Source organism: Streptomyces sp. NPDC001108 (genome assembly GCF_053598535.1).
In genome coordinates this window covers 57,762-70,054 of the sequence record NZ_JBSFKL010000020.1, presented here as the reverse complement: position 1 = coordinate 70,054, position 12,293 = coordinate 57,762, and the positions used below count along the sequence as shown (strand labels likewise).

At 71.8% G+C, this 12,293-nt stretch carries 13 protein-coding genes; 10 read left to right on the top strand and 3 right to left on the bottom strand.

Translation table 11 applies throughout. The features are described 5' to 3' along the window. The first annotated feature begins 22 nt into the window (after positions 1-22). The 3 genes from ACWC97_RS30525 (at position 23) to ACWC97_RS30515 (ending at position 2,204) form a co-directional block, all read left to right on the top strand. Positions 23-559: a hypothetical protein gene (locus ACWC97_RS30525; protein WP_352279945.1), complete on the top strand. Its 537-nt coding sequence runs from the start codon at positions 23-25 to the stop codon at positions 557-559. Positions 560-775: 216 nt separating this feature from the next. Beyond that, positions 776-1,540 (top strand): SAM-dependent methyltransferase, encoded by a 765-nt coding sequence (locus ACWC97_RS30520; protein ID WP_450652815.1) that lies wholly within the window; start codon positions 776-778, stop codon positions 1,538-1,540. A 127-nt stretch (positions 1,541-1,667) separates the two neighbouring features. Further along, positions 1,668-2,204 carry a DUF7822 domain-containing protein gene (locus ACWC97_RS30515; protein WP_450652813.1) on the top strand — a complete coding sequence of 179 codons (537 nt, stop codon included), beginning with the start codon at positions 1,668-1,670 and terminating at the stop codon, positions 2,202-2,204. On the opposite strand, the gene ACWC97_RS30510 is transcribed toward ACWC97_RS30515, so the two are convergent. After that, a complete protein-coding gene (locus ACWC97_RS30510) occupies positions 2,180-2,848 on the bottom strand; it encodes a class I SAM-dependent DNA methyltransferase (RefSeq protein WP_450652811.1) in 669 nt (222 codons plus the stop codon). The two genes, ACWC97_RS30515 and ACWC97_RS30510, sit on opposite strands and share 25 nt — an antisense overlap. Before the next feature lie 222 nt (positions 2,849-3,070). Here ACWC97_RS30510 and ACWC97_RS30505 point away from each other — a divergent pair, with 222 nt between their 5' ends. From ACWC97_RS30505 to ACWC97_RS30485, 5 genes are all read left to right on the top strand, one after another. Then, positions 3,071-3,424, top strand: coding sequence for a hypothetical protein (locus ACWC97_RS30505; protein ID WP_450652809.1), 354 nt, complete (start codon positions 3,071-3,073; stop codon positions 3,422-3,424). 219 nt (positions 3,425-3,643) lie between these two features. After that, positions 3,644-4,174, top strand: coding sequence for a hypothetical protein (locus ACWC97_RS30500; protein ID WP_450652807.1), 531 nt, complete (start codon positions 3,644-3,646; stop codon positions 4,172-4,174). A 179-nt stretch (positions 4,175-4,353) separates the two neighbouring features. Then, complete coding sequence (locus ACWC97_RS30495) at positions 4,354-5,244, top strand: DUF4097 family beta strand repeat-containing protein (protein WP_352279951.1); 891 nt, start codon at positions 4,354-4,356, stop codon at positions 5,242-5,244. A 103-nt stretch (positions 5,245-5,347) separates the two neighbouring features. Further along, entirely contained in the window at positions 5,348-6,385 is a 1,038-nt protein-coding gene (locus tag ACWC97_RS30490; RefSeq protein WP_352279952.1) for an ATP-binding cassette domain-containing protein, read from the top strand. After that, positions 6,385-7,176, top strand: coding sequence for an ABC transporter permease (locus ACWC97_RS30485; protein WP_352279953.1), 792 nt, complete (start codon positions 6,385-6,387; stop codon positions 7,174-7,176). Before ACWC97_RS30490 ends, ACWC97_RS30485 begins: the two co-directional genes overlap by 1 nt. Positions 7,177-7,247: 71 nt before the next feature. On the opposite strand, the gene ACWC97_RS30480 is transcribed toward ACWC97_RS30485, so the two are convergent. Next, positions 7,248-7,928 carry a sigma-70 family RNA polymerase sigma factor gene (locus ACWC97_RS30480; protein WP_450652805.1) on the bottom strand — a complete coding sequence of 227 codons (681 nt, stop codon included), beginning with the start codon at positions 7,926-7,928 and terminating at the stop codon, positions 7,248-7,250. 65 nt (positions 7,929-7,993) lie between these two features. Here ACWC97_RS30480 and ACWC97_RS30475 point away from each other — a divergent pair, with 65 nt between their 5' ends. After that, complete coding sequence (locus tag ACWC97_RS30475) at positions 7,994-8,836, top strand: alpha/beta fold hydrolase (RefSeq protein WP_450652803.1); 843 nt, start codon at positions 7,994-7,996, stop codon at positions 8,834-8,836. 25 nt (positions 8,837-8,861) lie between these two features. Here ACWC97_RS30475 and pip read toward each other — a convergent pair whose 3' ends face one another. Beyond that, positions 8,862-9,821 carry a prolyl aminopeptidase gene (gene pip / locus ACWC97_RS30470; RefSeq protein ID WP_450652801.1) on the bottom strand — a complete coding sequence of 320 codons (960 nt, stop codon included), beginning with the start codon at positions 9,819-9,821 and terminating at the stop codon, positions 8,862-8,864. A 720-nt stretch (positions 9,822-10,541) separates the two neighbouring features. On the opposite strand from pip, the gene ACWC97_RS30465 reads away from it, so the two are divergent. After that, positions 10,542-12,275 (top strand): ABC-F family ATP-binding cassette domain-containing protein, encoded by a 1,734-nt coding sequence (locus ACWC97_RS30465; protein WP_352279957.1) that lies wholly within the window; start codon positions 10,542-10,544, stop codon positions 12,273-12,275. Positions 12,276-12,293 lie beyond the last annotated feature (18 nt).

Here is a 12,293-nt window from a genome sequence, read left to right as displayed (position 1 = left end):
ACGGTCTCCTAGGAGGATTCCTGTGTCATCACCCTGCGACCCCAAGTACGCCCCCGTCGGCGACGTGGGCGTAGCGATCCTGGCGATCGACTCCCGGCTCAAGTCCATCTATGACGGCCCCACCGGGACGGACTCCGAGCAGCAGAGACTGACCGACCAGTTCACCGCGTCGATGGAGCCCGAGGAAGCCTTCGAGGTGGTGGACGGGGCATGCACGCTCGTCTACGTGTTCATGCAGTGGCTCCGCCAGACCTACGAGGCGCACGACAGGGACGTCATCGAGTACGTGGTGCCCAGCCTCGTGGGCTCGATGCGCATGATGACCAGGAGCGTGCGCCCCGAAGTGATCCCCACCATGGCCGGGCTGGTCATCTCCGCCGGCATCGGGCTGAGCCCGACCCTGTGGCGCAAACAGTACGGTGACTGGGCCCCGGACGAGCTGACCGCGCTGGAGGCCACCGCGCTGCTGCTCGCGGAGCACATCAACCGTCTCACCGACGACCACGACTTCGCCACCCGCATGGTCACCGAAGCCCTGTCCGCGGCCGATCACGAATAGCGCCGTCGGCGACGGACAACAGGACGGGCCGGCGCGCGGGCGGACCGGACCGGTGCCACCGGCCGGAGCGACGGCGCCGGGGCGCGCCCGGCGGGCGAGGTCTCCCCGCTCGACCGCAGCCCGGGAGCGACGTGGACGCTCCGGCAACACCACAGAAGTGCACGTCGGCCCCCACGACCCCGCGGACGCCTGCCAAACGCATCTAACATGCTCCGCATGACCGGAACCGACACCCCTCCCCGCCTGACCCAACTCACCTTCTGCGGACCCCTCTCCGAGGCACGGGCCGAACAGGTCGTCGGCCGACTCGCCCGGGCCTCCCCCGCGCGGGTGCTGGACATCGGATGCGGCTGGGGCGAACTCATGCTCCGCGTTCTCGACGCCGTGCCGGGGGCGCGCGGGGTGGGGATCGACCTCAACGCCGAGGACCTTGCCCGGGGACGGGCGAACGCCAGGGCCCGTGGGCTGGAGAGCCGGGTGGAGTTCATCGAGAAGTCCGCCGCCGAGGCCGGGTACGAGCCCGCCGATGTCGTCCTGTGCCTCGGTGCCAGCCACGTCTTCAGCGACGCGTCCGCCCCGCCCCACACCGCCGAAGCCCTCGCCGCCCTGCGCCGATGCGTCAGGCCGGGGGGCCGGGTCCTGCTCGCCGAAGGATTCTGGCAGCGCACCCCCACCAGCGCCGAACTGGCCGTCATGTGGCCGGACGCCCGTGCCGACGAGTACCACGACCTGGCCGGGATCGCCGATCTCGCGGTGTCCGCCGGGTTCCGGCCCGCGTGGATCGAGACGGCCGGCGACGACGAGTGGGAGCACTTCGAGTCCGGCTACCTCGCGGACGTGGAGGAGTGGCTGGCCGCCCACCCCGGCCACCCGCTGGCGCAGGAGACCCGTGAGCGCGCCGACCGGCACCGGGAGAGTTGGCTGCGCGGCTACCGGGGCGTGCTCGGCATGGCCTACCTGACCCTGGTCCCGGTGGACTGAACACCCCGGTACGCGGCCCGGTACGGCCGTGCCGCCCTTGGACACTCGCACTGCTCACAGCAATGCACCGGGGCGGGACGGCCGTACTCATGAGGCAGTGTCAGACCCCGGAGCTAGAGTCGCCGTCATGGCCAACCGCTCTTATCTCTACTCCACGAACACACCGCCCACCGCGGACGCGGTCCCGCAGAGGATCCGCTGCGTCTCCGAGCACAACTGGAGCATTCCGCTGGCGCACCAACTGCTCGTCGGTCGCGGCACGTCCGTGGTCCCTTCCATGATCTGGAACCCGCGGATCGGCATCGCCGCCGACTTCGACGGCGGTGCCGACCTGCTCCTCGGCCTCCTGCGCGTCGTCGGACAGGGACTTGAGGACGACGGCGGTTTCGCCGAGTGCGTCGCCCGGACCACGGCCCACCTGGACAAGCAGCGGGACCGGTTCTTCGTGCTGGAGACCGGGGAGATGGTCTCCCTCCACGACGGGGATCCCGAGGCGGCGGTGGAGTCCCTGGTCGCCCATGACATACCCGACGCGGTGGCCCGCGCCGAGGCGGCGGTGTCCGGCCGTGACGAGGCGTGGCTGGCCTCCGTCCGGAAGGACTGGGAGCAGCACTTCGCCTCCTTCTACAGCGACGCGCTCTACTTCTCGTTCCCCTCGCCGTAGACGCGGCGCATCAGCAGGTGGCCGCGGCGGAACCGTTCGCCTTCGCACGGCTCCCGCAGCATCCGGCCGACCTCGGTGAACCCGGCCTCGCGGGCCATGCCCGCGAGGCCGTCGACCGGCCACCGGTAGGCCGTCGTCACCTTGTGGTCGAACGCGGTGACCGGCCCGCCCTCCGATTCGAAGAAGCCGAGCAGGAGATGGCCGCCGGGGGCGAGGAGCCGTTGGAACTCGGCGAAGTAGGGCGGAAGTTCGCCCGGCGGAGTGTGAATGACCGAGTACCAGGAGACGATCCCGGCCAACTCACCGGAGGGCAGGTCCAGGGCCTGCATCGAACCGACCTCGAACCGCAGGTCGCGGTATGTCTCGCGGGCGAGGTCGACCATCGTCGGCGACAGGTCCACGCCGAACATGTCCAGCCCCAGGTCCCGCAGATGCGCGGTGAGGTATCCGGGACCGCATCCCAGCTCGGCGACGGGCCCGCCGCCCGCGGCCGTCACGAGCTCGGCGAACACGGCCAGGAACGAGCGGTCCAGCGGCAGCGTGATCAGCGAGTCCTGGACGAGGTCGGCGTAGAGGGAGGCGACGGCGCCGTAGGCGTCCGCCGTGGTCGCCAGGTACGAGGAGGAGTGAGCGAGGTCGGTCATGGACGAGGACCCTACGGCCTTCGCGCCGTGCCGGCGGCCGCTTCACGCCATGGACGCGGAAGCCGAGGGCGGCCGACGCCCGTGTTCACGGCACTCCACGCGGGTCGGGGCGGGATCGACGCGGACGCGGGGCGGAGACGATCGCCCGCGCAACAGGACCGCAGGGCGCGGACCGGCGGGGGTGACGGGACCGCGAGGACCGGGAACGGAAGGAGTACGACGATGAGGACACGCGCGATGCGATTCGGCCTCTATGCGAACGAACAGGGGCTGGCCCGGGTCCGGGGGGTCGTCGACGAGGCCATGGCCTACCGGGCCGTGCGGGCCCACGAGATCGCGGTGGTGCGCACGCTGCCGGGCAGTGGGCTGACGACCGCCGAGGCGTACGACCTCCTGGCCGAGCAGTGGACCTGGGAGAACCCCGGTCTGGACAGCGGTGCCCGCGAGCCGGTCGAGCTGCGTGTCCGCGTGATGTGCTCCCTGCGGACCTGGCGGGCGGTCCGCAAGGCGGTCACCGGCGCCCTGTGTCCGGCGGACACGACCCATGTCTGCCGCGTCCCCTGGGCCGCCGCCTGATCCGGGGCCACACCGCACCACCCGCGGCGCCATCACACCCGCACCATGGCACACACGTGACACCAGATGGCGCCAAACTGCCGCCACGGTGACACCGGAGGGCACCACAGGCGGCCAGACGCATCCGGGAGAGCCAAGAATCCGCAGGTCATCGACGTAGGCGCCATCAAGGCGCCACATTGACTCGCCATGGCGCCATCAATGTGCCATCATGGCGTCATGGACCTCACTCCCTACGTGGACAACCTCCGCCGAGAACTTGCCGTGGCAGCGGATGCCGGTGGTGACGAAGCCCGTGCCCTGGCCGAGCGGCTCACCGCCCCGCTGGAGTCAGCCGCCCGGCTGACCCTGCTCAACGCGCTGTCCGCGGCCATGGGCGAGGTCACCAGGGAGCTGGCGCCCGGTTCGGTCGATGTCCGGTTGCGCGGGCTCGACCCCGAGTTCGTCGTGACGCAGCCGCCCGCGCCCGAACCGCTCCAGGAAGCGGAGGAGCCGGTCGCGGCAACCGCCGCCGTCGCACCGCCCCCGTCGCCCGCGGACACCGACGACGGTGCGATGGCGCGGATCAACTTCCGGCTGCCCGCCCATCTCAAGAGCCGGGCCGAGGGCGCCGCGGCGGCGGAGGGCCTGTCGGTCAACGCCTGGCTCGTACGCGCCGTTTCCCTCGCGCTCGACGGTGCCGGGAACACCGGCCCGGCCACCCGCACCACCACCCCGAGCGGACGAGGCTTCACCGGCTGGGTCCGCTAGGAGCTGCCCCAGGACGTATCCGGCGGGTCATGGCCAGCACGTCCGAAGGGACCCGGCCACCGCTTCCTCCCTCGTCTCTCCCAGCTCCGCACAGACGGATCAACGGTCCACCGACGCGACCACACCTCACCCGCCCCACCTGCGGGTTCACCGGCACACGCCACTAGGACGGGACAGCCATGCCTTCCTTCGAAACCCCCGAACCGGTCTTCGCCGCCCTCGAGCTGGAGGTCGGGACCGCCCGTATCACCGCCGGCAAGCGCACCGACACGGTCGTGGAGGTGCTGCCGCGCGACGGGTCCGACGACAACGACGTACGCGCCGTGCAGCAGACGCGGGTCACCTGCGAGGGCGGCCGCCTCACCGTGCGGACTCCGAGAAGGCGGTCCTTGTTCGGAAAGCCCGGCGCCATCGAGGTGACCGTCGAGCTTCCCTCGGGGTCCGAGGTCCAGGGCACCTCCGGCATGGGCGACTTCGTCTGCGCGGGCCCGCTCGGGAACGTCACGCTCCGCACCTCGCTGGGCGACATCCGGGCCGACGAGGCGGCGGGCGCCGCCCTCAGGACCGATCACGGCGACATCCGCCTCACCCGCTCGTCCGGGGACATCGAGGTCACCGGCTCGGGCCGCATCGAGATCGGTACGGTCACCGGCGCGGCAACCGTGAAGAACAGCAACGGCGCCACCGGGATCGGCGAGGTCACCGGCGCCCTGAAGTGCCAGGCCGCCAACGGTGACATCTCCGTGGGCACCGCGCACGGCACGGTCACCGCGAAGTCCGCCAACGGCCGGATCGAGATCGGCACCGCCCGTGCCGGGGTCGACGCGACGACCGCCAACGGCCGCATCCTCGTCGGCGACGTGGTCCGCGGCCGGGTCGACCTGCACGCCACCGTCGGCGACCTCGAGATCGGCATCCACGACGGCACCGCCGCCTGGCTCGACCTGAACGCGAAGTACGGCACGGTACACAGTTCGCTCACGGCCTCCTCCGGCCCGGCGGACAGCGACGAGACCGCCGAGATCCACGCAAGGACCTCGGTCGGCAACATCGTCGTCCGCCGCGCCTGATCCTCCGCAACGCCCCTACCCGTACTGCCTGTTCCAGCAGCACCACCCGCACCGCTTGTTCCACCCGTCCTGCTCGTCCCGCCCCTCCCGGAAGGAGAGCGGCATGGCCGCTGCCCAGACAACATCCGCGCCGACCACGGCGACCGCGAAGCCCCCGGCGATCAGCGCCACCGGACTCCGCAAGTCCTACGGCGAAAAAGTTGTGCTCGACGGCATCGACCTGGACATCGCCGAAGGCTCCGTCTTCGCGCTGCTCGGGCCCAACGGTGCCGGCAAGACCACCACCGTGGAGATCCTGTCCACCCTGCTGCGCCCCGACGCGGGCACGGCCCGGATAGTCGGCCACGACCTGGCACAGGACGCCGAGGGCGTGCGTTCCTCGATCGGCGTCACCGGCCAGTTCTCGGCCGTCGACAACCTGCTGACCGCCGAGGAGAACCTGCTCCTGATGGCCGACCTGTACCACCTGGCCCGGCCCGAGGGCAGGCGGCGGGCCGCGGAACTGCTGCGCCGCTTCGAACTGTCCGAGGCGGCGGGCAGTACCGCCGCCACCTTCTCCGGCGGCATGCGCCGCAAGCTCGACCTGGCGATGACGCTGGTCGGTGACCCGCAGGTCATCTTCCTCGACGAACCCACCACCGGACTCGACCCGCGCAGCCGGCGCACCATGTGGGACATCATCCGCGGCCTGGTCAAGGACGAGGGCGTGACCGTCTTCCTGACCACCCAGTACCTGGAGGAGGCCGATCAGCTCGCCGACCGCATCGCGGTACTGGACCACGGCAGGCTGATCGCCGAAGGCACCGCCGACGAGCTGAAGCGGCTCGTCCCCGGCGGCCACATCCAGGTACGGTTCGCCGGGACCCGGGACCTGGAGGCCGCCGCGGCCGTCTTCGGCATCGCCGCCCGCGACGAGGAGACCCTCACCCTGCGGATCCCCGGCGACGGCTCCGTGACCGGCCTGCGGGCCGTGCTGGACGCCCTGGAAGCCACCGGCGTTCCGGCCGAGTCCCTCACCGTCCACACCCCTGACCTGGACGACGTCTTCCTGACCCTCACCGGCCGCCCCCGCCTCGTGGAGGGATCCGCGACCACCACCGCCGCGACCGCCGTTCCCGTGCCGCCGAAGGAGAACGTCTGATGGCCACCCTGTCCTATGCCGTCCGGGACTCACGGACGATGCTGCGGCGCAGTCTCAAGAAGGCCCTGCGCTACCCGTCCTTGACGCTCACCGTCGTCATGATGCCCCTCATGATGCTGCTGCTGTTCAACTACGCCTTCGGCAACGCCCTGGGCGACGGGATCAGCCAACTGCCCACCGGCAGCGGCTCGTACATCGACTACGTGGCGCCCGGCATCATCCTGATGGCCGCCACCTCCGGTTCCCTGACCGCGGCGATCAGCGTCTGCGTCGACAAGACCGAGGGCATCGTCAGCCGCTTCCGCACGATGCCGATCTCCCAGGGGTCCTTCCTCACCGGTCATGTCGTGGGCGGTGTGATCCAGACGATGGCCAGCATCGCCCTGGTCATCGGTGTCGCCCTCCTCCTGGGCTTCCGCCCCGACGCGACCCCCGTCGAATGGCTCGCCGCCATCGGCCTGCTCACCCTGCTCACCACCGCGCTGACCTGGCTCTCCGCCGCCATCGGCCTGGCCGCCAAGACCGTGGAGAGCGCCAGCAACATCCCGATGCCGATCACGTTCCTGCCGTTCCTCGGCAGCGCCATCGTGCCGACCGACTCCATGCCCTCCGGACTGCGCTGGTTCGCCGAGCACCAGCCCTTCACCCCGGTCATCGAAACCCTGCGCGGCCTGTGGCTCGGCACCGGGATCGGCTCCAGCGCGGCCGTCGCCCTCGCCTGGTGCCTGGCTCTCGCCCTCATCGGCTACGTCTGGGCCCGTCGCGCCTTCAAGGCCGCCGCCACACGGTAACCACCGCCCGCCCCCACGGGCGGGTACGGTCCGAACCCTTCCCGCCCCGTACCGGGCCCGCCGGGAAGGGTTCAGGCCGGACCCGCGAGCAGGTCCCGCTGGATACGGTGGGCGAGGACGCGGCGTACGGAGGGCTGGGCGGCGGCCGGGACCGGGGCCGTCTTCGGCGGGACGTCCAGGGCGCGGCCGATGCGGTCGTAGAGGCTCCGGAATTCGGTGGGAAGTGCGTCGCGGTGCAGACGCAGGTCCTCCTCGACGAGTCGGCGCAACTCGTCGACGGTTTCGGGGGTGAAGTGCTTCCGGCCGCGGGCGAGGGCCTCGGTGTGCCGGGTGCAGCGGGCGGCGCCTCCGAGGATGTCCGAAACCGTCTCGGCCAGGGCCCACAGCCGCCCTTCGAGCCAGGGGACGTCGCTCTGCTCCGGGGAGAGGTCCATCGGGGAACTCAGCCCGTTCGCCCGGGATTTGGCCACATGCTTGGAGACAGCGGGCTGGCTCATGTCCGCCAGGCGGGCGATCCGTTCCTGCGTCCAGCCGAGACCGGTCAGCAGAGCGATCAACGCGGTGCGCTGCCGACGCGCCTCCTCGCCCGCGCGGACGGCCTCGTTCATCCCGGCGAGCATCAAACCGGCCTGTTCCTCCGTCAGTTCGCCGGTCCACTCCCCGGAATGCTCTCCCATCGGCTCCCCGATCCGCCCTCCGGCCCGGTCGCCGGCGGGCTCCCCGCCGGTCCGGCGCTTTCCTCCGTCCGTCATGCCCTGCCCCTCTCCCTGCCATAACCAGGTTGTACAACACGGTTATAGCTGTCAGGGTCCGTGTCATGCCAACATTTCACGCGTCCGACGGAACCCTGCTCGCCTACCGTGTGCTCGGGGACGGCGCTCCGCTCGTCTGTGTACCCGGCGGCCCGGCCGACTCCCGTTACCTCGGTGATCTCGGCGGGCTGTCGGCACACCGCCGGCTGATCGTCCTGGACCTGCGGGGGACGGGGCGGTCCGCGCCGCCCGTGGACGTCTCCTCGTACCGCTGCGACCGTCTCACCGAGGACATCGAGGCGCTCCGTGTCCATCTCGGTCTGGCGACGGTCGATCTGCTCGGCCACTCGGCCGGCGCGGACGTCGTGACGCGATACGCGGCGCGCCGCCCGGAGAACGTCGGCCGGCTCGTCCTGGTGACCCCCGGCGCCCGGGCCCTGGGCATCACGGTCACCGCCGAGGACCGGCGCGCGCTGGCGCGGCTGCGGAGGGACGAGCCATGGTTCCCTTCGGCGTTCGCCGCCCTGGAGGCGGTCATGGCGGGCACCGGTGATGACTGGGCGGCCGTCGACCCGTTCTTCTGCGGCCGGTGGGACGAGGCAGCACGGCAGCACCGTGCGGCGAGCCGCCCGGTCAACACGCAGGCCGTCGCGTACTTCGGGGCCGAGGGCGCCTTCGCGCCCCCTGCCACCCGCGCGGCGCTCACCGCTCTCGACGCCCCCGTCCTGCTGCTGGCCGGGGAGTTCGACCTGAACAGCCCGCCAGAGGCGGTCGCCGAGGCCGCCGGGCTGTTCCCCCACGGGGTGCTCGCGGTGCAGCCGGGGGCCGGTCACAGCCCGTGGGTCGACGACGCGGACCGGTTCACGTCGGTGGTCGCGGCGTTCCTGGAGCGACGCGCCGCCCGCTGATGTCGGGGCGGGGCGTTCGGGCGGCCTACTGCCGGGCGAATCCGTCGAGTGCCGTGAGCACCGCGGCGTCCATGGCGGCGCTGCCCTTGTGCCCGGCGTCCTCGATGACCACGAGTTCCGCGTCGGGCCAGGCACGGGCGAGGTCCCAGGCGGTGCCGAGGGGGCTGCTGATGTCGAGGCGGCCGTGGATCAGGACGCCGGGAATGCCGGCCAGCCGCCCCGCCTCGCGGATCAGCTGCCCTTCCTCCAGCCAGGCCCCGTGGGCGAAGTAGTGCGAGCAGATCCTCACCAGGCCCAGCCTGGCCCGGGGCGGCCTGCCGCTGTACGGATCGGGTGCGCCGTTGGGCTCGCCGGACAGGACGGCGTCCTCCCAGGCGCACCAGTCGGCCGTGGCCCTGGCCCGTACTTCGGGGTCGGGGCTGTTCACCCGGCGGGCGTACGCGGCGACGAGGTCGCCGTCCTGCCCGGCCTCGGGGACCCCGTCACTGAAGCGCTGCCACGCCTCCGGGAAGAAGCGACCCGAACCCCGGTAGAGCCAGTCGATCTCGCTGCGGCGGGTGGTGGTGACGGAGGCGATCACGATCTCCGAGACCCGTTCGGGGTGGCGTTCGGCGTACGCCAGGATGAGCGTGGAGCCCCAGGAGCCGCCGTACAGCAGCCACTTGTCGATGCCGAGGTGACGGCGCAGCCGTTCCATGTCGGCGATCAGATGGTCGGTGGTGTTGTGGTTCAGGTCGGTGGCGGGGTCGGCGGCATGGGGGGTGCTGCGGCCGCATCCGCGCTGGTCGAACAGGACGGTCCGGTAGTACGCGGGGTCGAAGTAGCTGCGCGGTCCGGCCGAGCAGCCCGAACCGGGGCCGCCGTGGACGACGAGGGCAGGTTTGCCGTCGGGGTTCCCGCAGGTCTCCCAGTAGATGAGATTGCCGTCGCCGGTGTCGAGCATGCCGTGGTCGTAGGGGTCGTTCGGCGCGTAGGGGGCTGCCATGTCCGGGTCTCCTTCATCGGGTCCGCGGGAGGCGGAGGTACTGAAGTACGTCTGGATGCGTGCCGCGTGCGCGCGGGGGCGCCCGGCAGGCCGGGAGGGAAAGGGAAGCGGGTTGGCCGGGCGCGGGGGCGGGACCCGCCCGTGGCCGTGGAACGGTGTCTCCTGTGCCGGGGCTGTTAGGCTCGCCCGGTGTCGGCCGTCCACAGGGACAACCGGCCGTACAGCGTACCGGATTCGAGGAGACCAGACATGGTGGGCGACGACGACATCTCGGGGTGATACCCCGAACGGTCGGGCCGTCGGCCGATGCCCAGGAGCATCGTCGCCGCGGCCGTTCAGTCGTTCCTCTCGCTCTTGTCCGTGTCCCGGGCAGCGGTTTCCGCCTGCCCGTACGTTCTTCGAGGTCTCCCCGTGTCCGCTGTCCTTGCCGTGCCTTCCGCCTGTCCGGTCGCTGTCGGCTCCCTCTCCTCCGTTGCCCGTAACGGCCGTTCCGGCGGCCGGGAAGACACCGGCGCCGGAAGCTCTGCCGCCCGCGCGATCCGTCGCCCGCGGTCACGACCGGTCCTCCGGTCCGGAGCGGACGGGCGGCCGCGCACCGACCACGGCGGGCGGGCCGGGACGGGGGCGCCGGGCATGTGAACGCGGGCCGCGACCGGGCCCGCGCCCGAGGCGGAACAACCGCCCGGCGGGCCGCACACCCCTCACCTCAGGTGGATCACCATGTCCCGACCAGCCCTGACCGCCACCGACCTCGTCCGCACCCTGGGCACCAGGCGAGTCGTCGACGGCATCACCCTCACCGCCTCCCCCGGCCACCGCATCGGCCTGATCGGGGAGAACGGTGTCGGCAAGACGACCCTGCTCCGACTGCTCGCCGGAATCGACGAACCCGACTCCGGAACCGTCGTCCGACCGCCCGGAACGGGTTTCCTGCACCAGGAACTTCCCTTCGACCCCGCGTCGACGATCACCGAGGTCTTGGACGACGCCCTGCGCGAGGCCCGTGAGGACCTCGCCGAACTCGAACGCCTCGCCGACCGGATCGCCCTGGCCCCGCAGGACTCTCCCGACCTCGCCGGGCTCCTCGACGTCTACGGCCGACGGCTCGAGCAGGCCGAGGAACGGGAATCCTGGGACGCGGACCGGCATGCCGCTGCCGTACTCGACGGGCTCGGCCTCGGCGCGCTCGCGCACAGCAGGCGGCTCGACTCCCTCTCCGGGGGCCAGCGGGGCCGTCTCGCACTGGCCGCCCTGCTCGTACGGCGCCCTCCGGCCCTCCTGCTGGACGAACCGACCAATCACCTCGACGACCGTGCCGCCGCGTTCGTGGAAGAACAGGTACGCGCCCTGCCCGGAGTCGTCGTGATCGCCAGCCACGACCGGGCCTTCCTCGATGCCGTCTGCACCGACCTGATCGATCTCGACCCGGCTGTGGACGGCCCGGTCCGCTACGGAGGCAACTACACCGCCTACCTCGCGCACAAGCACGCCGAACGGGAGCGTTGGGAACGCCGCTACGCCGAGGAGCAGGAAGAACTGGCAGCTCTGCGCCACGCGACCGAGGTGACCGCGCACCGGGTGGCACCGGACCGGGAGCGGCGCGACAACGAGAAGATGGGCTACGGCCACCGGGGCGGCCGCGTCCAGAGCCAGGTCTCGCGCCGGGTACGCAACGCCGCCCGCAGGCTGGAGAAGCTCCGGCGCGAGCAGGTCCCACAACCACCGCGGCCGCTGCGCTTCCACCCCACCGCGCTCACCACCGCCACCGTCACCGCCCCGGCTCCGACCGGCGAGGACCTCCCGGAGGGTGTGCTCGTCTCCCTGCGCGACGTACGGGTGCCGGGCCGGCTCTCCCTCGGCCATCTGGACATCACCGCGAGCGGGCGCCTCCTCGTCACGGGCGACAACGGAACTGGCAAATCGACACTGCTGTCCGTGCTCGCCGGACAGCTCACGGCCCTGGGCGCAGTTCAACGACGTGCCGGGCTGACCGTCGGACTCCTCGCCCAGGACACCGTCTTCGCCCGACCGGAACGGACCGCGCGGGCAACCTATGCGCACGCCTTGGGCGCCGACCGGGCCCAGGCTCTCCCGCTGGACTCACTGGGCCTGTTGCACACCACGGACCTCGACAAACCGGTCGGCCGTCTCTCGGCCGGCCAACGCCGTCGGCTGGCCCTGGCCCTGCTGGTGGCACGCCCGCCGCAGCTCCTGCTCCTCGACGAACCCACCAACCACCTGTCCCCGCGGTTGTGCGACGAACTGGAGGCCGCCCTGGGCACCGGGCCCGGCGCGGTCGTCGTGGCCAGTCACGACCGCTGGCTCCGCGCCCGCTGGCGGGACCACGAACTCCGCCTCCCCGACCCTTCCGCCGCACACCGGGCACCCGCCGGAGCCGAGCCCACCGAATCCCCTGGCACGGTGGACAGCACGACCGTCGAGGGCCGGGCGTAGCCTCTTCCGGACCGGTCG